This window comes from Tessaracoccus caeni (genome assembly GCF_029211185.1).
Lineage (GTDB): Bacteria > Actinomycetota > Actinomycetes > Propionibacteriales > Propionibacteriaceae > Arachnia > Arachnia caeni.
In genome coordinates, this window is record NZ_JARGDO010000015.1 from 73,966 (window position 1) to 97,654 (window position 23,689).

General features: G+C 67.0%; 20 protein-coding genes and 3 tRNA genes. 12 read left to right on the forward strand and 11 right to left on the reverse strand.

What is annotated here, in order from left to right; translation table 11 throughout:
- Positions 1–84: 84 nt before the first annotated feature.
- The 7 genes from P0D62_RS13490 to P0D62_RS13520 all read right to left on the reverse strand — a co-directional run bounded on the left by P0D62_RS13490 (position 85) and on the right by P0D62_RS13520 (position 7,414).
- The gene (locus P0D62_RS13490; protein WP_275703070.1) at positions 85–1,386 is read right to left on the reverse strand and encodes a glycoside hydrolase family 32 protein; all 1,302 of its coding nucleotides are present in this window, start codon (positions 1,384–1,386) and stop codon (positions 85–87) included.
- Between the two features lie 98 nt (positions 1,387–1,484).
- Positions 1,485–2,510, reverse strand: a complete 1,026-nt coding sequence (locus P0D62_RS13495) for an ATP-binding cassette domain-containing protein (protein ID WP_275703071.1) — start codon at positions 2,508–2,510, stop codon at positions 1,485–1,487.
- Complete coding sequence (locus P0D62_RS13500) at positions 2,507–3,421, reverse strand: ABC transporter ATP-binding protein (protein ID WP_275703072.1); 915 nt, start codon at positions 3,419–3,421, stop codon at positions 2,507–2,509. Before P0D62_RS13500 ends, P0D62_RS13495 begins: the two co-directional genes overlap by 4 nt.
- Positions 3,418–4,365 (reverse strand): ABC transporter permease, encoded by a 948-nt coding sequence (locus tag P0D62_RS13505; RefSeq protein WP_275703073.1) that lies wholly within the window; start codon positions 4,363–4,365, stop codon positions 3,418–3,420. The genes P0D62_RS13500 and P0D62_RS13505 overlap by 4 nt, the downstream gene beginning before the upstream one ends.
- A 13-nt stretch (positions 4,366–4,378) precedes the next feature.
- The gene (locus tag P0D62_RS13510) at positions 4,379–5,356 is read right to left on the reverse strand and encodes an ABC transporter permease (RefSeq protein WP_275703074.1); all 978 of its coding nucleotides are present in this window, start codon (positions 5,354–5,356) and stop codon (positions 4,379–4,381) included.
- A 65-nt stretch (positions 5,357–5,421) separates the two neighbouring features.
- A complete protein-coding gene (locus P0D62_RS13515; protein WP_275703075.1) occupies positions 5,422–7,110 on the reverse strand; it encodes an ABC transporter substrate-binding protein in 1,689 nt (562 codons plus the stop codon).
- A 64-nt stretch (positions 7,111–7,174) separates the two neighbouring features.
- A complete protein-coding gene (locus P0D62_RS13520) occupies positions 7,175–7,414 on the reverse strand; it encodes a substrate-binding domain-containing protein (RefSeq protein ID WP_275703076.1) in 240 nt (79 codons plus the stop codon).
- A gap of 375 nt (positions 7,415–7,789) precedes the next feature.
- Here P0D62_RS13520 and P0D62_RS13525 point away from each other — a divergent pair, with 375 nt between their 5' ends.
- The 3 genes from P0D62_RS13525 (at position 7,790) to P0D62_RS13535 (ending at position 11,794) form a co-directional block, all read left to right on the forward strand.
- On the forward strand, positions 7,790–9,355 hold the full coding sequence (locus P0D62_RS13525) for a glycoside hydrolase family 32 protein (protein ID WP_275703077.1): 1,566 nt from the start codon (positions 7,790–7,792) through the stop codon (positions 9,353–9,355).
- 138 nt (positions 9,356–9,493) lie between these two features.
- Positions 9,494–10,354 (forward strand): alpha/beta fold hydrolase, encoded by an 861-nt coding sequence (locus P0D62_RS13530; RefSeq protein WP_275703078.1) that lies wholly within the window; start codon positions 9,494–9,496, stop codon positions 10,352–10,354.
- A 75-nt stretch (positions 10,355–10,429) separates the two neighbouring features.
- Positions 10,430–11,794, forward strand: a complete 1,365-nt coding sequence (locus P0D62_RS13535; RefSeq protein ID WP_275703079.1) for a S1C family serine protease — start codon at positions 10,430–10,432, stop codon at positions 11,792–11,794.
- 172 nt (positions 11,795–11,966) lie between these two features.
- On the opposite strand, the gene P0D62_RS13540 is transcribed toward P0D62_RS13535, so the two are convergent.
- Positions 11,967–13,640: a glycoside hydrolase family 13 protein gene (locus P0D62_RS13540; RefSeq protein ID WP_275703080.1), complete on the reverse strand. Its 1,674-nt coding sequence runs from the start codon at positions 13,638–13,640 to the stop codon at positions 11,967–11,969.
- Positions 13,641–13,802: 162 nt separating this feature from the next.
- Here P0D62_RS13540 and serB point away from each other — a divergent pair, with 162 nt between their 5' ends.
- The 8 genes from serB (at position 13,803) to P0D62_RS13580 (ending at position 20,882) form a co-directional block, all read left to right on the forward strand.
- On the forward strand, positions 13,803–14,684 hold the full coding sequence (gene serB, locus P0D62_RS13545) for a phosphoserine phosphatase SerB (RefSeq protein ID WP_275703081.1): 882 nt from the start codon (positions 13,803–13,805) through the stop codon (positions 14,682–14,684).
- Between the two features lie 93 nt (positions 14,685–14,777).
- Positions 14,778–16,292, forward strand: coding sequence for an acetyl-CoA hydrolase/transferase family protein (locus P0D62_RS13550; RefSeq protein WP_275703082.1), 1,515 nt, complete (start codon positions 14,778–14,780; stop codon positions 16,290–16,292).
- A gap of 338 nt (positions 16,293–16,630) precedes the next feature.
- Positions 16,631–17,458 carry a siderophore-interacting protein gene (locus tag P0D62_RS13555; RefSeq protein ID WP_275703083.1) on the forward strand — a complete coding sequence of 276 codons (828 nt, stop codon included), beginning with the start codon at positions 16,631–16,633 and terminating at the stop codon, positions 17,456–17,458.
- An 83-nt stretch (positions 17,459–17,541) separates the two neighbouring features.
- The gene (locus tag P0D62_RS13560; protein ID WP_275703084.1) at positions 17,542–18,138 is read left to right on the forward strand and encodes an HAD family hydrolase; all 597 of its coding nucleotides are present in this window, start codon (positions 17,542–17,544) and stop codon (positions 18,136–18,138) included.
- 78 nt (positions 18,139–18,216) lie between these two features.
- Positions 18,217–18,292, forward strand: a tRNA-Arg gene (locus P0D62_RS13565).
- 74 nt (positions 18,293–18,366) lie between these two features.
- Positions 18,367–19,092 carry a glycerophosphodiester phosphodiesterase gene (locus P0D62_RS13570; protein ID WP_275703085.1) on the forward strand — a complete coding sequence of 242 codons (726 nt, stop codon included), beginning with the start codon at positions 18,367–18,369 and terminating at the stop codon, positions 19,090–19,092.
- A gap of 3 nt (positions 19,093–19,095) precedes the next feature.
- Positions 19,096–19,992, forward strand: coding sequence for a 1,4-dihydroxy-2-naphthoyl-CoA synthase (locus P0D62_RS13575; protein ID WP_275703086.1), 897 nt, complete (start codon positions 19,096–19,098; stop codon positions 19,990–19,992).
- A gap of 212 nt (positions 19,993–20,204) precedes the next feature.
- Complete coding sequence (locus P0D62_RS13580; RefSeq protein WP_275703087.1) at positions 20,205–20,882, forward strand: DUF3800 domain-containing protein; 678 nt, start codon at positions 20,205–20,207, stop codon at positions 20,880–20,882.
- 131 nt (positions 20,883–21,013) lie between these two features.
- Here the strand turns inward: P0D62_RS13580 and P0D62_RS13585 are convergent.
- Positions 21,014–21,107: transfer RNA gene (locus tag P0D62_RS13585), tRNA-Ser, on the reverse strand.
- A gap of 180 nt (positions 21,108–21,287) precedes the next feature.
- Here P0D62_RS13585 and P0D62_RS13590 point away from each other — a divergent pair.
- The gene (locus tag P0D62_RS13590) at positions 21,288–22,997 is read left to right on the forward strand and encodes an LCP family protein (RefSeq protein WP_275703088.1); all 1,710 of its coding nucleotides are present in this window, start codon (positions 21,288–21,290) and stop codon (positions 22,995–22,997) included.
- 69 nt (positions 22,998–23,066) lie between these two features.
- Here P0D62_RS13590 and P0D62_RS13595 read toward each other — a convergent pair whose 3' ends face one another.
- Positions 23,067–23,516: a hypothetical protein gene (locus tag P0D62_RS13595; RefSeq protein ID WP_275703089.1), complete on the reverse strand. Its 450-nt coding sequence runs from the start codon at positions 23,514–23,516 to the stop codon at positions 23,067–23,069.
- Between the two features lie 87 nt (positions 23,517–23,603).
- Positions 23,604–23,688: transfer RNA gene (locus P0D62_RS13600), tRNA-Ser, on the reverse strand.
- Position 23,689 lies beyond the last annotated feature (1 nt).

Genomic DNA, 23,689 nt, shown 5'->3' on the forward strand with positions numbered 1-23,689 from the left:
ACTCCAGTCCCTGTTCAAGGTCGCGCTCCTTTCGAGGCTCGGCCGCAGGCGGCCTCGCGCCTCAAGGAGCGTTATCGCTGTCTGTCAGGGCAGCCGTAGCTCCCACGCCTCGACCGAGACCTCCGGACCGACGACAAGGCGGTAGGCCTCGCGGTCGTCGGGGTAGGCGCGCAGTGTCACGGCGGTGGCGCCCTCCGGGAAGACCTCGATCAGCGAGGCATCGATCAGGACGCGCACACCGCCGTCGACGTCTCCGCGCCAGATCAGCTGGCCTTCCTCACCGTCTGCACCCAAGCGCAGCTCCGCCTCGCCGGTCCCGCTGAGCAGCACCTCGACCTGATCGGGCAACGTGTCAGTGGCGACGGGCTCACCGCGCAGACCGGCGAGTTCACGCGCCGGCACCGTGTATACGGCATCGCCGTCGACGACGAGCTCTCGCGGGAAGGTCAACGCGCCCGACCAGCCAACCGCGTCAGCGTCTTCCTCGGTGCGTCCACGCACGCCATCGGCCGCCACCTCCCGGGCCCAGCCCCACACCAGCACGCGCTCCGGACCGCCGTCGGCGCCGCCCGCCTGCACCGCCTGGGGCGCGTAGTAGCTGGGGCCGCCGTCGAACAGGCCGCTGGCCCGGGGCGTGAATCGCGGCGCGTCGGTGGCCTCGTCGAGGTCGAGCGAACCGACCAGGTACACGACGTCCGTGGTGTGAGCCGCCACCCAGAGCGACACGATGAGCACCCAGTCATCGCCCACTCGCACAAGCTGCGGGCACTCCCAGATGTTGGCCGGCCGCACTGTCTTGCACACGGGCAGCATGGAATGAGTGAACACACCTCGCGGGTGCCAGTCGGTGAGGTCTGAGGCGTCGTACAGCAGGATGGCACCGATGCCCGGGGCATGGCTCGCGCCGATCAGCCCCCACCGGCGTCCCTCGAACTCGAAGAGGAACGGGTCGCGCTCGGCCAGCACCTTCCGGCTCTCCGGCGACGGCGCCGCCACGCGTTCGGCTTTCACCCAGCCCCCGCCATCCGCGGCGGGCCGGGCGAGCATCACATCGGAGTGTCCCCACATGTCCGCTACACCAGAGTAGACGAGTGTCGGCACGCCGTCGTCGATCACTGCGACGCCGCTCCAGCAGCCGTATTCGTCGGGCGTGCCCGGCTGGGGCTCCAGCGCGACTCCCTCCTGCTCCCATCGCAGCAGATCGGTCGAGCTCATCTGGCCCCAGGTGATGCTCGCGTGTCTGGCCGAGTGGGGGTTGTACTGGAAGAACACCTGCCAGCGCCCGTCGGCGTAGTGGATGCCGTTGGGATCATTCAGCCATCCCTTCGCCGGGCGCGGATGAAGGCGCGGAAAGCTGCGATCCGGGTGCGACACGTGGTGGGACATTGTTGCCTTTCTCAGAGATGGGCCGACGAACCAGGGTAGAGGGTCAGCGCGGTTCTGCGGGTAGGTGGCGCCGCAGTGCCACCTACCCGCAGGACCTTCTAGGCGGCGGGTTCGTCGGGGGCCGCCAGCGCGGTGCCCGGCGCGTCGGACGGCGGGGTGTAGCGTCCGCAGCGCACCCAGTGCTCCGCGGTGCCGCCGACCTTGTGGAAGACCGCCTTGTCGGCCGTGCACGGGACGTCGGGATCTCCGGCGAAGGCGCACGTGTCCGCCGACATCACCTCTCGACGCAGCTGCGCACGCTCGACGGGATCGTAGCCGCCCTCGCGCTCCGGGTCCGGGGCCGCCGAGATCAGCAGCCTCGTGTACGGATGCGCGGGGTTGGCCAGCAGCTCCATCGACTCGCCGCCCTCGACGAACTCCCCCGCGAACATCACGACGATCCGGTCGGCGAGATAACGCGCCGAGGCCAGGTCGTGGGTGATGTACAGCATCGAGATGCCTTGCTCGACGCACAGCTTGCGCATCAGGTTCAGCACGCCGATGCGCACCGAGACGTCGAGCATCGAGGTGGGCTCATCCGCAAGGATCAGCCGCGGGTTGACGGCCAGCGCCCGCGCGATGGCGATGCGCTGACGCTGACCACCGGACAGCTCATGCGGATAGCGGTCGAGCAACTCGGCCGGAAGATCCACCTTCTCCATGAGCCGGCGCTTGGCCTGCTCCAGCCCGTCGCTGCCGGCGGGAGCCCCGCCGTGCAGGCGCAGCGGACGCTCGAGGAAGTGACCGATCCGATGCACCGGATTCAGCGAGCCGAACGGATCCTGGAAGATCATCTGCACGGCCGAGCGGTACTCCTTGCGGGGCCGCTTGGCCTGCGTCTTCATGATGTCCTCCCCCTCGAACAGGAAGGTTCCGCCGGTGGGCTGCTCCAGCCGCGCGATCAGCCGCGCGAAGGTCGACTTGCCGCTGCCCGACTCGCCGACGAGCGCGACGACCTCACCATGATCGATGTCGAGGTTGACGCCGCCGAGCGCACGCACCTTCTTCGACGAGAAGAGCCCGCCGATGGTGAACGTCTTCTCCAGATCCCGGGCCGAGAGCACGGGGGTCTTCTCTACCGTCACTTGGTCACCTCCGTCAGATTCGTGTCACCCGCGGGGGCGACGAAGTGCCCTGGCCGAACCTCGACCAGATCGGGAATGGCGCCCAGCCGAACGCCTTCCCCGAGCCCGCGAAGGGGCACGCGGGGCCCCGACATGGGTGGGAACGCGTTCATCAGCGCCTTGGTGTACGGGTGCGCCGGCTCCGAGAAGATCTTCTCCGCCGGAGCGGTCTCGACGAAGCGCCCCGCGTACATCACGGCCATCCGGTCGGACAGCTCGACCATCAGGCTCATGTCGTGCGTGATGAACAAGATGGCGAAGCCCAGTTCGTCCTGCAGATCCTTGATCTGCGCCATGATCTCCTGCTGGACCACGACGTCGAGCGCGGTGGTCGGCTCGTCCATGATCAACAGGGGTGGCTTCAGGGCGGTCGCCATCGCGATGACGACGCGCTGGCGCATGCCGCCCGACAGCTGGTGCGGATAGGACTTCAGGCGGTTGCGCGGGATACCCACCAGATCGAGCAGCTCCCCCGCCTTCACCAGGCATTCCCGCCGCGAGAGGCTGGTGTGGGTGGAGAAGATGTCGAGGATCTGATCGCCGATCGTCATCACCGGGTTCAGCGAGTTCATGGCGCTCTGGAACACCATCGCCACCTGCTTCCAGCGGAAGTCGCGCAGCCCGGCGGCACCGAGCTGCAGCACATCGGTGTCGCGGAACCGGATCGATCCGCCCGCCACGACGGCAGGGTCGCGCAGCAGCCGCAGGATCGCGTTGGCGATCGTCGACTTGCCGCAGCCCGACTCGCCGGCCAGACCGAACACCTCGCCCTCCTCGAGCGAGAAGGTGACCCGGTCGACCGCTCGCACGACGCGCTCGTCGGTGACGTACTCGACGACCAGGTCCTTGATCTCCAGGAGTGGCTTGCTCATGAGGCCTCCTTTGCAGAGGTGCGCACCACCGGGGTGGGCGCGCCGATCTTGGTCTTGCGACGCGGCTTGCGCAGCCGGGGATTGGTGGTCTCGTCCACGCCGTAGTTGACCAGCGCGAGCGCGAAGGCCACCAGGGCGATGCCGACGCCCGGGGGCACGAAGACCCACCAGGATCCGGTGAGCAGAGCGCCGTCGTTGCTCGCCCAGTAGAGGTTGGTGCCCCAGCTGATGGTGCTGATGTCGCCGAGTCCGAGGAACTCCAGGCCGGCCTGGGCACCGATGGCGCCGATCACGCAGGCAAGGAAGGTGCTCATCACGATCGAGGCCATGTTCGGTAACATCTCGCGGAACATGATCCGGGGCCAGCGTTCGCCGGTGATCTGCGACGCGGCCACGAAGTCCTTGCCGCGGATGGACAGCGCCTGCGAGCGCAGCACGCGGGCGGAACCGGCCCAGCCGGTGATGATCAGCACCACGATCACGGTGCCCATGCCCGGCGGCAGGAAGGCGGCCAGGATGACCAGCAGCGGAAGGCTAGGCAGCAGCAGGAACACGTTGGTCACCAGCGACAGCACATTGTCGACGGTGCGGCCGAAGTAGGCCGAGGCCAGGCCCACCAGCAGGCCGACGAAGGTGGCCGCCGAGCCGACGACGAAACCGACGAACAGCGAGGCACGAGCGCCCCACACGTTCAGGGCGAACACGTCCTGCCCCTTGGGCGTGGTGCCGAGCCAGTACTCGGCCGACGGCGGTTGCGCGCCGAGACCTTGGATCAGCATCGGGTCGCCGGGAGCGATCACGGGGGCCAGGAGGGCGACGATGACGAAGATCGCCAGGATGATCAGGCCGACGACGGCCTTGACGTTGCCGAGCAGACCGCTGACCAGACCGCCCTGCTTCTTGGGCTTGCTCAACTTCCCGCCGGTGTCTGTGGAATGAGACATGGTTGTTCTCCTCTCAGTTGACGCGCACGCGCGGGTCGAGCTGGACGTAGAGGATGTCGACGAGGAAGTTCGCGGCCAGCACGGCGGTGGTGATGGTCAGGAACAGCCCCTGCATCAGGGGGTAGTCGAGGTTCTGCACCGCGGACAGCAGCTGATAGCCGACGCCGGGGTAGGCGAAGACCACCTCGGTGAGCAGTGCGCCGCCGACGACGAAGCCGAGCGACATGCCGAACGCCGTCACCGACGGCAGCATGGCGTTGCGGGCCGCGTAGCGCAGCATGATCCGGTTGGGCTTCAGGCCCTTGGCCTCCGCCATCACGATGTAGTCCTCGGCATTGGTGGCGATCATGGTGTTGCGCATGCCGAGCATCCAGCCGCCCACCGAGACCAGCACGATGGTCAGCGCCGGCAGCACGAGGTGGTAGGCCACGTCGGCCATGAACCCAAACGAGAACGACGGCGAGGTGCCGACGGTGAATGCGTGCCGCACCGGGAACCAGCCGAGGTTGACGCCGAAGAGCCACAGCGCCCCCATGGCGAGCCAGAAGTAGGGGAACGAGCCGATGAACACCAGGAACGGCGGCAGCGCCGAGTCCAGCAGGCTGCCGCGTCGCCACGCCGCCATGATGCCCAGCAGGTTGCCGACGACGGCGGCGATGATCAGCGCCGTGAGGCCGAGCAGCACCGTCCAACCGATCTGGCTGCCGATCACCTCGGTGACCGGCGTCGGGAAGCGCGAGATGGAGAACCCCATGTCGCCGGTGAACAGCTGCCCCCAGTAGCGGGAGTAGGACTCTACGAGCCCCGCGTCGTCGAGGCCGAAGGAGGCACGCAGCGCCTCGATCTGGTCGGGGCGGATCTGCCCTTGAAGGCGCGCCACCATGCGGGAGACGGGGTCTCCTGGCATGAGGCGCGGTAGCACGAAGTTCAGGGTGATCGACACCCAGAACGCGACAAGGTAGAACCCCAGTCGCCGAAGAATGAATCCCATGGATGAGCTCCTTCGAGAAGAGGGCGCGCCGACTCAGGGTCGGCGCGCCCTCGCTCAGGTGGACGTCAGCTGACGACGGGTTCCAGGCCGGTCAGCACCAGCACGGTGGTGCGAGACCGGGTGGACAAGGTGGCGTACGGGTTCTCCGCGTTGGGCCAGCCGGTGAACCGGGTGGTGTTCGCCGCGCCCCACTCGGGACCGGTGAACAGCGGGGCCACCGGAGCCTCCTCGTTGAACAGCGCCTGAAGCTCGTTCATCACGCGCTTCTGATCGGCCTCGGCCGGCGATGCTGCGAACTCCTTGAGCAGCGCGTCGGCCTTTTCACTGCCGTAGCGGTGATAGTTATCGAAGGTCTGCTCGTTCACGGCCTTGACGGTCTCCGTCGACATCACGCCGCGGTAGTACTGCCAGGGCGTGGGAGCGCCCGCGCTCCACACGATGCCGGAGTCGAAGGTGCCGTTCTCGTAGCCGGCCACGATCTCCGCCCAGTCGCGCGCACCGACGGTGACGGTGACGCCCAGCTCGGCGAGGTTCTGCGAGATCACATTGCCCACCGAGACCCAGTCGCTGGAGCCGGAGCCCACGGAGTACTCGAAGGCGAACGGCGAACCGTCGGGAAGCACACGCTTACCGTCGGCGCCCAGCGTGATACCGGCCTCGTCGAGCAGCTTGCCGGCGGCCTCGAGGTCGCGCTTGGTCCAGTCGCAGGAACCGGCGAGGGTCGCGTCGCGCCACGAGTCGTACAGGCCGCTGAGGCCGGTGCAGTCGGCGGGCGAGGTGTAGCCCTGCATGCCGATCGCCGTGACCTGATCACGGTCGACGGCCATCGAGAGCGCCTTGCGGACGCGCACGTCGTCGAACGGTGCCTTGGTGGTGTTGAACATCCACTGGATCATCGAGCCGGTCTGCGGGAACCAGTAGAACCGGTGATCGGGATCCTTGTCGACGAAGGCCTGCTGGATGTTCGGGATGAACTGGGGCGCCCAGTCGACGTCGCCGTTGGCCGCGGCCAGGTTGGCACCGTCGTTGCCGGCGAAGGCGAGCACACGGATGCCCTCGATCTTCTGCTTCTCCGGCTGCCAGTAGTTGGGGTTCTTGCCCAGGTCGAAGGACTGCGCGGCGAAGTTGGTGATCTGCGTGTACGGGCCGGTGCCGACCGGATCCGCGTTGGTCTCCTTGTTCGGATCCTCGAATTTGCTCCAGATGTGCGCCGGGGCGATGATCTGCTGGCCGATGTCCATCAGGCCCGGGGTGAAGGGCTGATTGAAGTCGAACTGGACGGTCTTCTCGTCGACGGCGGTGACCGTCTCGAGCCACTCGTAGCCGCCGCGCAGCTTCTTCTGCAGGTCGAAGGAGAGCACCACGTCGTCGGCGACCAGCGGCTCGCCATCCGACCACTTCACGCCCTCGCGGAGGGTGAAGGTGGCGCCGGTGCCGTCTTCCTTGGACTCCCACTCGGTGGCGAGCCAGGGAACGACCTCACCATTGGCGGGGTTGAAGATGAACATCGACTCGTAGATGGCCTGGTTGGTCATCGGGAAGTCGGGGTTGGAGAACGGGTTGAAGTTGCGGTCGAAGGTGCCGGTGTCCTCGCGGGGGATGGTCAGCAGCTGCGAACCGTCGAGTCCGGAGGACGCCGGGGGCGTGTCGCCGCCCTTGTTGTCGCCCTCTCCGTTGCCGCCGCAGGCGGTCAGGGCGAGCGTGGCTGCGAGGGCCAAAGCCCCTGCCCTCACCAGCCTCGTGAATCGTGCCATGATGGTCCAGTTCCTTTCGTCTGACTGGAAGTGGGGAAGAACGCTCGTCCCGAGGGATGTCCAGTCACACGGACGGGCGTTCCAGTAGCGGGCGGTCCGCCATCACCGTCTTGGTGCTGGTCGGTACGCCCGCCTGCTGTCGGGTGCGGATTTCCGCACCCGGCGCGCCCCTCTGGTCGAAGGGCATCGCCACCGTCGTCGAACCGGGCGTCGGGAAGGCCGAGAACACATCCCGATCGTCACAGCCGATGACGGCGACATCTGTGGAAACTCGAAGGCGATGGTCCGCGCTCGCATTGACCACTGCACACCTCGCCTTCGAACGTTGCACACGGAGCTAACTCGTGTTAGCTGACACTAACTCGTGTTAGTTTTTCGCGTCAAGGGCTGTTATCAAACTGAGATATTTCCGGTTCAAACCATTGACACACCCCGAAACGGGTGCCTATTTTTGGGGACCAGAGGAGCTCAGTCCACTCCTCGTCACCCCGCCGGTCGACCTCCCGAGAGGGTCATCCCCATCTCGCCGCGCAGACGCGACGAGCACCCGAACCCGGCGGACAAACGATCGCCCACGCAGCGCGTGGATCCCAGAGGTGCCACCTGTGCGCGGGATCTCTGTGACCTGCCTCCGCTGCGCCGATCTCCGATTCCCCTCTCTCGACGTAAGGACACGATCATGACGGAAAACCAAGGCGCGACGCGTCGCCTGTTTCTCGGCGCCGGCGGCGCCACCCTCGGCGGCGGGGTGCTCAGCCTCGGCTTCCTCGGCACGGAAACGGCCGAGGCGCACGGCAAGGGCGGAGGTCGCGCTCCCCAGCTGAGCCTGCGCCCCGCCTATCACTTCAGCACCCCGGACAACTGGAAGAACGACCCGCAGCGCCCCATCTATGTGAACGGCGAGTACCTCTACTACTACCTCTACAACGCCGACTACATCGCCGGCAAGGGCGGCACGGCGTGGCGGCTGGCCAGCACGAAGGACCACGTGAAGTTCAAGGACCGCGGCGTCGCGATCCCCAAGTTCACAAACGCCAACGGCGACTGCTGGTCGGGCTGCGTCGTCGTCGACAAGGAGGGCACGGCGGGCTACGGCAAGGGGGCGATCGTCGCGATCGTCACCCAGGCACCGGAGGGCAAGCAGGCTCAGTACCTCTGGTACTCCACCAACGGCGGGCGTTCCTTCAAGGCCGGTGGCCTCGACCCGGTGCTGCCCAACCCCGGCACCTGGGACTTCCGCGACCCGAAGGTGATCTGGGATGCCGAGCGCCGGCAGTGGCTGATGGTCAACGCGGAGGGTCGCAGGCTCGCCTTCTACTCCTCCCCCAACCTCAAGAACTGGAGCTACGTCGGCGACTTCGTGCGCGAGGACATCGGCACCCTCGAATGCCCTGACATCTTCCAGATGACCGCCGACGACGGCACCTCGCACTGGATCCTCGGCGTCGGCGCCAACGGGAAGGGCCGCGGGCTGCCCGCCACCTACGCCTACTGGGTGGGGGCCTTCGACGGGACGCGCTTCACGACCGCCCACGACGAGCCGCAGTGGCTCGACTGGGGCTTCGACTTCTACGGAGCCGTCACCTACCCGCACCACGATCGTCGCGGCAAGGAGGATCCGACGCTGCGTCGCGCCTTGGGCTGGGCGAACTTCTGGGACTACCCGCACAACGCCCCCACCGTGTTCAGCGACGGGTACAACGGCGACGACATGATCGTGCGCGACGTGCGCCTGAAGAAGGGCGACGGCGAGTACTACCTGGCCTCGACGCCCACCAAGGCGCTGCGCGACTACGTCACCAAGACCCATCGCCTCGGCACCATCGACGTGGTGGGCACCGTGGACCTGAAGGTGAAGGCGGCCGCCTACGAGATCACCTGCGAGCTCGAATGGAAGGAGGGCGTCCAGCCCAATGCCGGCTTCGAGGTGCGCCGCGCGGCCGAGACAGGGCGGCACATCGCCGTCGGCGTCTACGTGCCCGCGCCGTATGCCTACATCAACCGGCGTCCCACCTTCTACCCGGGCCCGGATGAGTCGAAGACGCCGTTCGACACCTCGACGCGGAGCGTGAAGCTGCGCATCCTGGTGGACAACACCAGCGTCGAGCTGTTCGTCAACGACGGCCGCCACGTGCAGTCCAACCGGGTGTTCCCCTTCCCGGCCGACACCGGGATCCGGCTGTACGGCCACGACGGCGGAGCCACCTTCCGCGACCTGGTGATCCGGGAGCTCAAGGTCCGCTGAACCGAGTCGTCGCGGGGTCTGCTTCTTGAGCCGCCGACCCCGCGGCGGCGCTCGGCCTGCCAGTAGGCCACTTCCTGCGAAATCACCTCGTCGGGCGCGTTCTCCGCACGCGGGCGTCGAGCGCGGCAGGATGGGGTCATGACGGAACCGCTGGCCTTCACCTACGTCGATACCCATGGGGTCGAGATCACCGCGTATCGCTACGACGCGGAGCATCCGAAGGCGGTGGTGCAGATCGCCCACGGCGTCGGCGAGCACGCGCGTCGCTACGACCATTTCGCCGAGCGACTGGTCGAGGCGGGGTACACCGTCTACGCAGACGACCATCGCGGACACGGCGAGACGGGGCGACGCCAATGGGGTAGCGACCTCAGCCGGCTGGGTCGCCTAGGCCCCGGCGGCCTGCGTGCCACCGAGGACGCGATCGTGCAGTTGACGGCACGCATCCGCGCGGACCACCCCGAGCTGCGGGTGGCGATCTTCGGGCACTCCTGGGGCTCGCTGATGACCCAGCGCATCCTCAACCGCGCACCACGAACCTGGGACGCCGTGGTGCTCTCCGGCAGCGCCTATCGCACCCCGCTGCACCTGGCCAGCGGCAACTTCAACAAGCGCTGGGGCGGCCCTCGCACGACGGGCTACGAGTGGCTGAGCCGTGACCCCGCCGTCGCCCAGGCCTTCGCCGCCGACGAGTTGTGCTTCGACGCTGACATCCTCAAGCTCTTCGGCCCTGCCGACGGCATGCGGCTGTTCGGCGTGCCGGCCGAGGGTCTCTCCCCCGACGTCCCGATCCTGATCGCCTCCGGCTCCGATGACCCGCTCCAACTGCAGGACTCCCTGGCAAGACTGGCCCGCGCCTATCAGGAGCGCGGCGTCGGCGACGTCACCCTGACCGTCTACCCGGAGGCCCGCCACGAGATCGTCAACGAGACCAACCGCGACGAGGTGATCTCCGACGTGATCGGATGGCTCGACCATCACGCTCTCAGTGACCTCTGAGCGACCTCACAGGCGGCTCATAGAATCGAGGAGTTACCTGAATCACGTCAAGGTTTTCAGGTGTGGAGGAACACGATGAGCAGCAATGATTCGGGTCAGTTCGACCCGCGGCCCAATCCCTGGAGCAGGGAGGCCGGTGACCCTGTGACGCCGGGCGGGCAGCCGCTGCCGAACCCGCAGCCGGCCTACGCCCAGCAGCAGCCGCAGGGCTGGCAGGCCCAGCCCGCGACGCAGCGCCTGAGCGCTCCGCGGACAGACCAGACGATGCGTCAGCCCGACCTCGCGGCCTATCTCCCGCCGCAGACCGGCTACGCCGCGCCGCCGTCTCAGCCCCGGAAGAAGGGGGTCGGCGCGAGGGCCGCGGGGCTGGTCGCGGTGGCCCTCGCCGCGGCCGCCGTCGGCGGATTCGGCGGAGTGGCCGCCACCACCTACCTCGCCGACGGCAATGATCTCAGCAGTGCGGTCAGCAACACCGTCGTCCAGGCGGATCCCAACGAGCCCAACTGGACCGAGGTCGCCGCTGCGGCAGAGAACGCCGTCGTCGCCATCCAGGTGGAGGGCTCCGGTGGTTCGGGTCAGGGCTCGGGCGTCGTGATCGACGCGGAGGGCCACGTCGTCACCAACAACCACGTGATCTCCAGCTCGGGCGGCCAGGCGAATCTCACGGTGATCATGAGCGGACGCACCTACCAGGCGACGGTCGTGGGCACCGATCCCAGCACCGACCTGGCCGTGATCAAGCTGGTGGACCCGCCCGAGGATCTCCAGGTGATCGCGTTCGGCGACGAGTCCAAGCTGCGCGTCGGCGACCCCGTGATGGCCATCGGCAACCCGCTCGGCCTCGACGGCACGGTCACCACGGGCATCGTCTCCGCGCTCGACCGCCCGGTCACCACGCGTGCGGTCGACACCAACCAGAGCATCAACGCGCAGTCCAACACGGTGGTCACCGCCGCCATCCAGACCAACGCGGCGATCAACCCCGGCAACAGCGGTGGCGCGCTGCTGAACTCTGCCGGTGAACTGGTGGGCATCACGTCGTCGATCGCGACGCTCAGCCAGTCCTCCGACGGCGGCACGGGCGGCAACATCGGCATCGGCTTCGCGATCCCGGCCGACCAGGTGCGCTACGTCGCGGATCAGCTGATCCAGAGCGGCACCGCGCAGCATCCCCAGATCGGCGTGTCCGCGACCGACTCGCAGGAGCAGGGACGGCTCGGCGCGCAGATCGCCGAAGTGGTCTCCGGCTCGCCCGCCGAGGGCGCCGGGATCCAGGTGGGAGACCTGATCACCGCGGTCAACGGCCGTAACGTCACCTCGACGGAGTCGCTGGTGGCCCTGGTTCGGGCGCAGCGGGTCGGCGAGCCGATCACCCTGACCGTCGTCCGCGGCGGCCAGGAACAGCAGATCGAACTCACGCCCGTCGCTTCGGGTCGCTGACTTCACGCTCTTTCAGGTGCGAGCGAAGCGAGCCTCGACAATCCGGAGCGGCGAAGCACCTCATTCACGCTCTTTGAGGTGCGAGCGAAGCGAGCCTCGAAAAGAGTGACCGACGCTAAAGAAAGGCCCGTCCACAGGCGACTGTGGGCGGGCCTTTCGTCTGGGCCGGTGACTACGGGGCGATCCAGATGGTCGACTCGGCAGCCAACACGTCGGACAGCGCGACGCTGGACAGCGCCACGTCGTCCGACGTCAGGCCCAGGTCGGCCAGCGGCACGTCGACTCCGCCGAAGTTGGTGACGATCTCCCAGCCATTCGGACGACGGAAGCGCAGCACGTCGTCGCGACCGGTCTCGACCCACTCCAAACGCTCCTCGCACTCCCACTGACGACGCAGCTTCAGCGCACGGCGGTAGAGGTTGAGTGTGGAGCCCGGATCCTCGTCCTCCGCCTCGACGGAGAACTGACCCATCCACTCAGGCTGCGGCAGGTGCGGGGCGGCGTCGCCGAAGCCGAAAGCGACTCCCTCGCGGGTCCACGGCAGCGGCACGCGGCAGCCGTCGCGACCCACGTTCACGCCGGGGCTGCGGAAGAACGTCGGATCCTGGCGGGCCTCGTCGGGGATCTCCGCCACCTCGTGCAGGCCGAGCTCCTCCCCTTGGTACAGGTAGGTGGAGCCGGGCAGGCCGAGCATGAACAGCGTGGCGGCATGGCCTCGACGGGCGCCGCGCTCGCGGTCCAGCTCCGGCTCGGTGCCGCCGGACAGCAGCCATTCGCCGCCGTGCTTCACCGGCAGCGAGCCGTCCTCGCCGCGCGCGGGCACGGGCAGGCCGTAGCGGGTTGGGTGGCGCACCACATCGTGGTTGGACAGCACCCAGGTGCTCGACGATGCGGATCGCTCGGACAGCTCGACGTTGTGCGCGACGATCCCCCGGAATTGAGCGGCGTCGAAGTCGGCCTGCAGCAGGTCGAAGTTGAAGCACTGCCCCAGGCTGTTCGGGCTGGCGTACAGCGGCACCCGGTCGGAGGGCACCCAGGCCTCCGCGACGGCGGTGCGCGGCGGGTCATAGGAGTTGAACACCTCGCGCCAGGTCGCGTAGATCTCGTGCACGTCGTCGCGGTCCCAGATCGGATGATTGCCGTCGCCGGGCAGCGCCTCGAGCTCGGCCTGCGACGGCAGTGGCTCGGTGAGGTCCTTGGTGAGCAGGTTGGCCACGTCGACGCGGAACCCGTCTACGCCGCGGTCCGACCAGAAGCGCAGGGTCTTCAGGAAGTCGTCGCGCACCTCGGGATGGTTCCAATTCCAGTCGGGCTGCTCGGGCGCGAACAGGTGCAGGTACCACTGGCCGTCCTCGACGCGCTCCCAGGCGGATCCGCCGAAAGCGGCTACCCAGTCGGAGGGCGGCTCGGAGCCGTCCTCGCCCTTGCCCTCGCGGAAGATGTAGCGCTCGCGTTCCTTCGAGCCGCGGCCGGCCGCCAGCGCCTCCTGGAACCAGACGTGCTGGTCGGAGCTGTGGTTAGGGACGATGTCCACCACCACCTTGATGCCGCGGGAATGCAGCGCCTCGGCCATCTCGTCGAAGTCGTCGAGGGTGCCCAGCTTGGGGTCGACGTCGCGGTAGTCGGCCACGTCGTAGCCGCCGTCGGCGAGCTCCGACGGATAGAAGGGGCTCAGCCACACGGCGTCGATGCCGAGTTCCTTGAGGTAGTCGGCGCGTGCCGTGATGCCGCGCAGGTCACCCAGCCCGTCGCCATCGAGGTCGGCGAAGCTGCGGGGATAGATCTGGTAGACGACAGCCTGGCGCCACCATTCGGGCGCGGTGAGGTCGGCGGAGGGCGTGGTCATGGGGAGGAGGGCTCCTGGAGTGAAGAGGTGTGCGACCGTGAACGGGCACTTAATTCGGGCCACGAATTAGTACCTGTCATCAACTCAAGCACGGCGCGCGGGACAGATCAAAATCGAAGATCGGGAAGGGATAAACGCGGTCGCTACCGATAGCCTGTCGCCATGATCCGCGTGACCATGATTTCCCCCTCCTCCCCCGTTCCCCGCGCGCTCCTGATGAGCCTCGACAAGGCGATGACGCAGCCTCGGATGACGGGCGGAAGGCTGGAGACCGGGCACGTCGTGCAGGTGCTGGGTGAGTGCTCGGATCCGTGGGCGCTGCGCGACGAGCTGCGCGGCCAGGCGGGCGACGTGGCGGTGGCCGTCGTCGACGAGCCGCTGGCCTCGACGCCGGCACGCCTGGTGATGCTCGACGTCGACTCGACGCTCACCACCACAGAGGCGATCGACCTGCTGGCCGAGTACGCCGGGGCCGGCGAGAGGGTGGCCGAGATCACCGAGCGCGCGATGCGCGGCGAACTCGACTTCGGCGAGTCGCTGCGGGAGCGCGTCGCGACGCTGGCGGGCCTCAGCACCACCGTCTTCGACGAGGTAGCCCCCCGCATGACGCTGTCCCCCGGGGCAGAGAACCTCGTCGCGGCGGCCAAGGCGGCGGGCGCGAAGATCGGCGTCACCTCCGGCGGCTTCACCCACCTGGTGGCACCGCTCGCCGAGCGCCTCGAGCTGGACTTCTACAACGCCAATGTCTTGGAGACCGAGTTCCAGGGCGGCGCCGAGGTGCTGACCGGGCGCGTGATCGGCACCGTCGTCGACCGGCAGCAGAAGGCCAAGGATCTGCGTCGATTCGCCGCCGAGCACAGCATCGACCTAGCGCAGGCCGTCGCGGTGGGCGATGGGGCGAACGACCTCGACATGCTCGCCGCCGCCGGCCTCGGCATCGCCTACTGCGCGAAGCCCGTCACCGCGCAGGCGGCGGACGCCTCCATCGGCTTCCCTCGCCTGGACGCCGTCGCCCTGCTGGCGTTCGGCATGCCCCGAGCCTGAGTTCAGTCGAGTCCCATCAACCTGGGGGTGTTGCTCCACCGCACGGGGCACGTCGGTATGGTTAGGGGCGCACCACATTCTCAAGGAGGACAGATGTCAGGTCGCATTCGTAACGATGCGTTGCGGGGAAAGGTCATGTCGGCTCATGACGCCGCAGCCCTCGTCGAGAACGGATGGAACATCGGATTTTCCGGGTTCACCGGCTCGGGTTACCCCAAGGAGTTCCCGGAGGCTCTGGCCGCCATCATCGACGCCCATCACAACAAGGGTGAGGAGTTCCGGATCGGCGTGTGGACCGGCGCCTCGACCGCTCCCGAACTCGACGGCGCCCTCGCGCGCACCGGCGGCGTGTCGTACCGCATGCCGTATCAGTCCGATCCCGAGATGCGCACCGCCATCAACCAGGGCGTGTCTTACTACCAGGACATCCACCTCTCGCACGTCGGCCCGCAGGTCTCCCAGGGCTTCCTTGGCAAGCTGAACGTCGCCGTCGTCGAGGTGACCGCGGTCACCGAAGAGGGCTGGCTCATCCCGTCGTCGTCGGTGGGCATGAACCGCACCTACCTCGACTACGCCGACAAGATCATCCTCGAGGTGAACTCGTGGCAGTCCGAGGGCCTGTACGGCATGCACGACATCTACTCCCCCATCGGCGCCCTGCCGCCCAACCGGGTGCCGCTGCCCATCCAGAACCCCGGCGACCGGATCGGCGAGCCCGTCTTCAAGGTGGACACCGACAAGATCATCGCGATCATCGAGACCGACAGCCCCGACCGGAACACCCCGTTCAAGCTGCTCGACGACGACTCGCGCGCCATCGCCAACAACCTGCTCGACTTCCTCGGCAACGAGGTGAAGCAGGGTCGCCTGCCCAAGAACCTGCTGCCGATGCAGTCGGGCGTGGGCAACATCGCCAACGCGGTGCTGCAGGGCCTGCTCGACGGCCCGTTCGAGCAGCTCACCTCCTACACCGAGGTGATCCAAGACGGCATGGTCGACCTGCTGGACTCCGGCAAGCTCACCGTCGCCTCCGCCACCGCGTTCTCGCTGTCGCCGAAGGCCGCCGAGAAGATGAACGACAACGCGGCGCACTACGCCAAGAAGATCATCCTGCGCCCGCAGGACGTCTCCAACCACCCGGAGGCCATCCGCCGGATGGGCGTCATCGCCTGCAACGGCATGATCGAGGCCGATATCTACGGCAACGTGAACTCCACCCACGTGATGGGCTCGCGGATGCAGAACGGCATTGGCGGCTCGGGCGACTTCACCCGCAACGGCTGGATCTCGTCGTTCGTCACCCCGTCGACGGCCAAGGGCGGCGCGATCTCTTGCATCGTGCCGATGGTCAACCACGTCGACCACACGGAGCACGACGTCCAGGTGATCATCACCGAGCAGGGCCTCGCCGATCTGCGCGGCCTGGCCCCGCGTCAGCGCGCCAAGGTGATCATCGACAACTGCGCGCATCCCGACTACAAGGAGCCGCTGCGCGAGTACGTGAAGCTGGCGGAGAAGAAGGCCAACGGCATGCACACGCCGCACGACCTGGCCACCGCCCTCGGCTGGCACGTCCGCTTCCTCGAGACGGGCACCATGGCTCAGTGAGTCCCTTTCACGCTCTTTGAGGTGCGAAGGCTCAAGGCGAGGAACGAGCCGCAAGCCTGAGCCTCGAAAAGAGCCAGCCTGCGGCCGAACGACAGTCCCTATCCAGAGGTCGCTGCCTAAGGTCGCGCTGGCTCTTTTCGAGGCTCCGCTGCGCTCCGCACCTCAAAGAGAGTAGATGGGGTTCTTCGCCCTCCCCCTGACCGTCGAGGCTCGCTTCGCTCGCACCACAAAGAGCGTGATCTGGTCGCACCTCGAAGAGCGTGATGGGTCAGACCAGGGTTGCGCCACCATGATTCCCGGATAAAGTGAGGAATACCTAACCTTATTCAGGAGATTGCATGCCCCCGAAGAATCGCGTCGCGCGTCAGGCCACCGTCGTCGAGGTGGAGCGGATCGGCCCCCAGATGGCGCGGCTGACGTTCGAGTGCCCGGATCTGGTGGGTGCGGCGCTCCCCCACACCGACCACTACGTGAAGATCCTCTTCCCGCCGGCCGGCGCCGACTACTCGTGGCCCTTCGATCCCGACCAGATCCGCGCCACCAATCCGGAACAGGCCCCGGTGACCAGGACCTACTCGATCCGCAGCTACGACCCCACCACCGGCCGCGCGAAGATCGACTTCGTCGTGCACGGCGACACCGGTCTCGCCGGTCCGTGGGCAGCCAAGGCGCAGCCGGGTGACCAGGTGGGCTTCTTCGGGCCCGGCGGCGCCTGGCACCCCACCGAGGACTACGAGCACTTCGTCCTGGCCGGCGACGAGGCCGCGGCACCGGCCATCGCAGCCGCCATCGACCGCCTGCCCGCCGGCACCACCGCGACGGCCTACGTCGAGATCGCCGACGCCGACTCCACCTTCGAGATCCCCCAGCCCAACGGCGTCGAGCTGGTGTGGGTGACCCGCGACGGCGCATCTTACGGCTCGGAACTCGCCCGCACGGTACGCACCGCGGGCGTGCCGGCCAAGCGCACCGGCTGGTTCGTGCATGGCGTCGCCGAGATGGTCAAGGATCTGCGTCGCTTCCTGTTCGTCGAGCAGGGCGTCTCCCGCGGAGACGTGTCGATCAGCGGTTACTGGCGCACCGGCATGAACGAGGATCGCTGGCAGAGCACGAAGCACGAGTTCGTGGAGTCGATGGAGTCCGAGGAGGCGGCAGCCCTCAGCTGACCACCGTCCGCCCACCGTCGACGAGGCACTCACGTTTGGTGGAGACGACCCGCCGTCGTCTCCACCAATGCCAGAATGTGGCGATGAACACCGTGATCTTCGACATCGGCCAAGTGATCATCCACTGGAATCCGCGGCTCGCGTTCGAGCAGGCGATGCCGGCGGACGAGGTCGAGGCGTTCATGACCCACATTGGTTTCGACGCCTGGAACAAGTCCAACGACGCCCGACCCAGCACTGCGGAGGCCACGGAGGAGCTGGTGCTCCGCTTCCCCCAGGACGAGGCGAAGATCCGCGCCTATCTCACCCACTTCCCGATCACCATCACGGATCTCGAGCCGGGTACCAGCGAGGTGATCGCAGATCTTCAGGCCGCGGGGATCCGGCTCGGCGCCGTCACGAACTGGGCGGCCGACACCTTCCAAATAGCGTTTCGCACTCACGACGTACTCCAGCGCTTCGAAGAAATCGTCGTCTCCGGCGTCGAGGGCGTGATGAAGCCCGCCCCCGAGATCTTCCTGACGGCTTGCTCTCGTCTCGGCATCGAACCGGCGGACGCGGTCTTCATCGACGACTCCCCCGTCAACGTGACCGGCGCGGAGGCCGTGGGCATGACCGGCATCGTGTTTCAGTCCGCGGCACAGCTCCGCGCCGACCTCGTCGCACTGGGGCTGCTCTAGGGGCTGGTGAGGCGCCGACATCCCTCGTTTTGCGCTTCTCCACAAGACCCGCGTATAGTTTCTTCCCGCACCGATCAAGCGCTCGTAGCTTAATGGATAGAGCATCTGACTACGGATCAGAAGGTTGGGGGTTCGAGTCCCTCCGAGCGCGCCACGTGAGCTGAACCCCAAGGCAATCGCCTTGGGGTTCAGTTTTACCTCCGGCGTCCAAGGTGCCAGGCTGGTCCCATGACTGAGATCTGGGCTCACCGCGGAGCTACCGAGTTCGCTCCGGAGAACACCCTTTCCGCCTTCGCCAAGGCCATTCAGCTGGGGGCCAAGGGCACCGAGCTCGACGTGCAGCGCACCCGCGATGGTGAGCTGGTCGTGATCCATGACGAGACCGTCGACCGCACCAGCAATGGTTCCGGGGCGATCGCCGACCTCACGTTCGACGAGGTGCGCGCGCTCGACTTCAGCAACGGTTACGCGGACCACGCCGGAGTCCAGATCCCCACGCTGCGCGAGGTGCTGGAACTCCTCGTGCCCACGAACCTGCAACTGAACGTCGAACTGAAGGACAGCATCGAGCTCTACCCCGGCATGGGCCATCAGGTGGCCGATCTGGTCGACGAGGTCGGCATGACCGAGAGGGTGCTCTACTCGTCCTTCAACCATGTCAGCATCGCCGGCCTGCGCGACCGGATCCCCGCCGCGCAGCTCGCCCTGCTCTACGAGGGCATGCTTCACAAGCCGTGGGCCTACGCTCGGACGGTCGGGGCGGGGGCGATCCACCCGGTCGGCTTCGCTCTGCAGCATCCCGACCTGGTGCGACGCTGCCACGACACCGGCATCGCGGTGCGCACGTGGACGATCAACGACCCGCGGCACATCGTCGCCATGGCGGAGATGGGCATCGACGCGATCATCACCGACTTCCCCGACCGGGCTCTTGAGGCTCTGGAAGGACGCTGACCCATGACCAACCCGTTCAATCCCGAGCTGTGGGACGCCGTCGAGGGCTTCGACTTCACCGACATCACCTACCACCGCGCCAAGAACGTGCCGGCGGTGCGGATCGCCTTCGACCGCCCCGAGGTGCGCAACGCCTTCCGGCCGCACACCGTCGATGAGCTGTACCAGGCGCTGGACCACGCACGGATGTCCTCCGACGTCGGCTGCGTGCTGATCACCGGCAATGGTCCCTCGCCGAAGGACGGCGGCTGGGCGTTCTGCTCCGGCGGCGACCAGCGGATCCGCGGCCGCGCCGGCTATCAGTACGCCGAGGGCGAGACCTCGGAGAGCGTCGACGCGGCCAAGCTCGGCCGCCTGCACATCCTCGAGGTGCAGCGCCTGATCCGGTTCATGCCCAAGGTGGTCATCTCCCTGATCAACGGCTGGGCTGCCGGCGGCGGGCATTCGCTGCACGTCGTCTCCGATCTGTCACTGGCCTCCCGCGAGCACGCCAAGTTCAAGCAGACGGACGCCGACGTCGGCTCCTTCGATGCCGGCTTCGGCTCCGCCTACCTGGCGCGCCAGGTGGGCCAGAAGTTCGCCCGGGAGATCTTCTTCCTCGGCGACGTCTACACCGCCGAGGACGCCCACCGGATGGGCATGGTGAACAAGGTGGTCGACCACGCCGACCTCGAGAACGAGGCCCTGGAGTGGGCGGCCAAGATCTGCGGCAAGTCCCCGACGGCCCAGCGCATGCTGAAGTTCGCCTTCAATGCCATCGACGACGGCCTGGTGGGCCAGCAGGTCTTCGCCGGCGAGACCACCCGCCTCGCCTACATGACCGACGAGGCCGTCGAGGGCCGCGACTCCTTCCTGGAGAAGCGCTCCCCCGACTGGTCCAAGTTCCCGTACTACTACTGAACCCGAGGCCGTCCCGTAGATAGGTGACAACTCGACGTCTAGAGCGGCCTTCAAGCCTGCATAAGGCCTGCAACACCTCCATCCACAGGCGGTAGCTGGCTACCGATGTCCGTTGAGGCCGCATGGTAAACTCAGGTCACTGGGTTGGCGGAGACGTCTAGACCCACATGGTGGCGGGGGAAGTCCCCCGCCATTCCTTTTCAAGGGGGATCGTGGCCGAACTCAGCATCTTCATCGATGAGTCCGGCCATTTCGACTCATCTCGCGCGGGCTACTACGTCCTCTCCCTCGTCCTCCATGAACAGCGACACAGCATCGCCACCGAGGTCGCCGTTCTCGACGCGACGTTGGGCAGTCTCGGTTTCACGAGCGGGCACGTCGTCCACTCCGGGGCAGCCATTCGTGGCGAAGAGGGCTATCGGGGTATGGACATCGCCGAGCGCAAGGCGATCTTCACCCGCTTCCACGGTTTCGCACGCCGGGTGAATGTCAGCTACCAGCACTTTGTCTTCAGGAAGAAGGAGTTCGGCGACGCCCTCAAGCTCGAAGGTGCGCTGGCTCGCCAGTTGGGGCTGTTTCTTCGTCAGAACGCTGAGTATTTCCTATCCTTCGACAAGGTGATCGCCTACTACGACAACGGCCAGACCGAGGTGACACGGACGCTGAACTCCGTGTTCAATGCCTTCTTCTTCGACGTTGACTTCCGCAACGTAAAGCCGAAGGACTACCGGCTCTTCCAAGCGGCGGACCTGTTCTGCACACTCGAACTGCTCCGAGCGAAGCTGGAGGACAGCGCCCTGTCACGATCAGATCTGTTCTTCTTCCGGTCCAAGCAGGCACTACAGAAGGACTACCTACGCAAGATCATAAAGAAGCGATTTGGCTCATGAACCCCCTAACCGCTTGCTAACCCACCGAAGTCGGTGGGTTAGCAAGCGGCTAAGCCGGAGGTTCCGCGTGGCACGACGAGCGCGCAAAGAGAATCGGCCGCCCAGGTGAGACCTGGGCGGCCGATTTCCGCTGGCGGAGGTGGCGGGATTTGAACCCGCGAGAGGGTTGAAGCCCTCAACCCGCTTAGCAGGCGGGCGCCATAGACCGGACTAGGCGACACCTCCAGCTTCGGGCAAGCCTAGCCGAGCGACGATCAGCCCGCCAATCGAGCCGATCTGTGCCCGCCGAGCCTCGACAGGAGCCCTCAAAGCAGGCCGACGACGCGGGGTCCGGCACACCCGACCTCGCCGCTGACAGGGCCTGTCACCGCACGCCACTACACTTGCCCGGAGGAGGAGAGACACATGAGCGAGCCCAACTCTCAGGATGCCCGGCGCGGCCTGCCCTCAGACGCGCCCGCACCGAGTCCTGAGGCGGACGACAAGTACGCGGTGCCCCGCTTCGCCCTCGGGCGCCCCAAAACCGTCTACTCCGACACGACGCCCACCAATCGCCCTGCCGCCAGGCCGAAGGCCGCACCTGCACCGTCGCCGCGTGCGAGGACGGGGTCGCGTCGCTCGCACCGTTCCGACACCGACCGGCGCTTCAAGAACAGCCTCGCGCTGACCGCCGCATCCACCGTCGTTCCCGGGTCCGGAATGCTGGGCGCACCGCTGCGCCGCACCAAGGCGATCGGCGCGGTGTTGGCCTTGGCCTTCCTCGCCGTGATCGCCTACCTGTTGCTGCGCGTGCTGCCCAACTGGCGCTCCTACGCGAGCCTCGCGATCAACCGCGGGTTCCTGTCCATGGTCATCGTGGGCGCCATCTTCTTCGGCCTGCTGTGGGTGGCGACGATCACCGTCACCCATCTCGTCACCCGGCCCCGCGGCCTGCGTACCACGCAACGCCTGATCGCAGCCGGCGTGGTAGCTGCGCTCTGCAGCGTCGTCGCCGTACCCAGCGCCCTGGCCGCCCGCTACTCCTACGACACCATCAAGGCGCTCGGGATCTTCAACAAGTCCGACGACATCAAGGCCGACAGCCGGCCGACGCTCGACGCCGAGGCCCACAACCCGTGGGAGGGCCACCCCAGGCTCAACATCCTGCTGCTCGGCTCCGACAACGACAAGAAGCGCGACTACAACAACACCGGGCTCGGCATCCGCACCGACTCCATCATCGTGGCCTCCATCGACACCTCGACTGGCAAGACCACGCTGATCCAGATCCCGCGTCAGACACCCTACGCACCCTTCCCCGACGGTTCCGTGCTGGACCAGCAGTTCCCCGACGGCTTCCTGCGCTGGGACGGAGCCGACGCTGCCCAGCTCAACAACCTCTGGTCGTGGTCGGAGCAGAACAGCGACCTTTTCCCGGGCGCCACCTACCCTGGGGCCGAGGGCCTCAAGCTCGGCATCGAAGGCATCACCGGCCTCGACATCGACTACTTCATGCTGCTCGACATCGACGGCTTCAAGGAGCTGGTCGACGCGATGGGCGGGGTCACCGTCAACATCAACCAGCGGTTGAACATCGGCGGCGACACCCAGGGACGACCGCCGACGGGCTACCTGGAGCAAGGCCCCAACCAGCACCTCGACGGTCACGACGCCCTCTGGTACGGCCGCAGCCGGAGCAACACCGACGACTACGACCGGATGGCTCGCCAGTCCTGCCTGATCAAGGCGGTGGTCGACCAAGCCAACCCGGTGACCCTCGTCACGCGCTTCGAGGCCATCGCCGCCGCAGGCAGCGACATGGTGATCACCGACATCCCGTCCGAGATGCTGCGTCACATCGTCGACCTGGCCCTGAAGATCCAGGATCAGTCGATGAAGCGGCTGGGCTTCACCCTCGGGAAGAACGGCTACAACTACGCGAACTCTAACTTCGAGGAGATGCGCCAAGCCGTCGCCGACGCGATCAACCCGCCGAAGAAGGATCCCAAGCCAGAGAAGACCGAGTCGTCCGAGCCGGATCCGAGCGGGAGCAGCAACCCCGCCGATCTGGGTGAGGGCACCCAGGATGTCAACGACGCCTGCGCCTACCACCCCGTCGAGGAAGAGCAACCCTGACGCCAGTGACAAAGAACGACGCCTGCCGGTATCCGGCAGGCGTCGTTCTTCTTGTGAGAGGTTGGAAAGTCAGGAACGCTTGCGTTTGGCCTCGGTGATGCGAGCCTTGACGTCATCGAGGACGACGGAGATGAGTTCGGGGTCGCCAGGGCCGGGGAAGATCAGGTGCGTGCGACGGACGTTGCCGTGGTAGATCGTCACGTGCCCGCCCTCGACGGACTGGGTGATCTTGGAGACGTCGTGCCACTGCCCGTCGTGGGACTGCAGGGTGCCCTCGATCCGGTAGCCGTCATCGTCGAGCGTGACGCGCACGGTGTTGCGCTGCGTGGAGACCATCGCCAGCACCAACAGCCCCATGCCCAGCAGCAGGACGATGCCGGCCAGCACCGTCACGGCGGCATGCCACCCGTTGGAGAAGGAAAGGACGAGGAACAAGGCCCCCACGAGGGAGGCCACGGCGGCGATGCCGTACGCGCGAACGGGTGGACGCGGCTTGAGGAGGTAGATCTGTTCACCCATGCCCACACCCTACCGGGAGCCGCCGACAGTCGGCTCGGATGGGGCCTTCTACGACGGGGTGTGTCGCGACGACGGAGATCGAATCGGCGGCGAGGGTGGGATTCGAACCCACGGAGCGTTTCCACTCGGCCGCTTTCAAGGCGGCTGCACTAGTCCACTATGCGACCTCGCCA

Coding starts and splice junctions, on each gene's coding strand:
- P0D62_RS13490 (WP_275703070.1), bottom strand. CDS start 1,386: ATGTCCCACCACGTGTCGCACCCGGATCGCAGCTTTCCGCGCCTTCAT.
- P0D62_RS13500 (WP_275703072.1), bottom strand. CDS start 3,421: ATGAGCAAGCCACTCCTGGAGATCAAGGACCTGGTCGTCGAGTACGTC.
- P0D62_RS13505 (WP_275703073.1), bottom strand. CDS start 4,365: ATGTCTCATTCCACAGACACCGGCGGGAAGTTGAGCAAGCCCAAGAAG.
- P0D62_RS13510 (WP_275703074.1), bottom strand. CDS start 5,356: ATGGGATTCATTCTTCGGCGACTGGGGTTCTACCTTGTCGCGTTCTGG.
- P0D62_RS13515 (WP_275703075.1), bottom strand. CDS start 7,110: ATGGCACGATTCACGAGGCTGGTGAGGGCAGGGGCTTTGGCCCTCGCA.
- P0D62_RS13525 (WP_275703077.1), top strand. CDS start 7,790: ATGACGGAAAACCAAGGCGCGACGCGTCGCCTGTTTCTCGGCGCCGGC.
- P0D62_RS13530 (WP_275703078.1), top strand. CDS start 9,494: ATGACGGAACCGCTGGCCTTCACCTACGTCGATACCCATGGGGTCGAG.
- P0D62_RS13535 (WP_275703079.1), top strand. CDS start 10,430: ATGAGCAGCAATGATTCGGGTCAGTTCGACCCGCGGCCCAATCCCTGG.
- P0D62_RS13540 (WP_275703080.1), bottom strand. CDS start 13,640: ATGACCACGCCCTCCGCCGACCTCACCGCGCCCGAATGGTGGCGCCAG.
- serB (WP_275703081.1), top strand. CDS start 13,803: ATGATCCGCGTGACCATGATTTCCCCCTCCTCCCCCGTTCCCCGCGCG.
- P0D62_RS13550 (WP_275703082.1), top strand. CDS start 14,778: ATGTCAGGTCGCATTCGTAACGATGCGTTGCGGGGAAAGGTCATGTCG.
- P0D62_RS13555 (WP_275703083.1), top strand. CDS start 16,631: ATGCCCCCGAAGAATCGCGTCGCGCGTCAGGCCACCGTCGTCGAGGTG.
- P0D62_RS13560 (WP_275703084.1), top strand. CDS start 17,542: ATGAACACCGTGATCTTCGACATCGGCCAAGTGATCATCCACTGGAAT.
- P0D62_RS13570 (WP_275703085.1), top strand. CDS start 18,367: ATGACTGAGATCTGGGCTCACCGCGGAGCTACCGAGTTCGCTCCGGAG.
- P0D62_RS13575 (WP_275703086.1), top strand. CDS start 19,096: ATGACCAACCCGTTCAATCCCGAGCTGTGGGACGCCGTCGAGGGCTTC.
- P0D62_RS13590 (WP_275703088.1), top strand. CDS start 21,288: ATGAGCGAGCCCAACTCTCAGGATGCCCGGCGCGGCCTGCCCTCAGAC.
- P0D62_RS13595 (WP_275703089.1), bottom strand. CDS start 23,516: ATGGGTGAACAGATCTACCTCCTCAAGCCGCGTCCACCCGTTCGCGCG.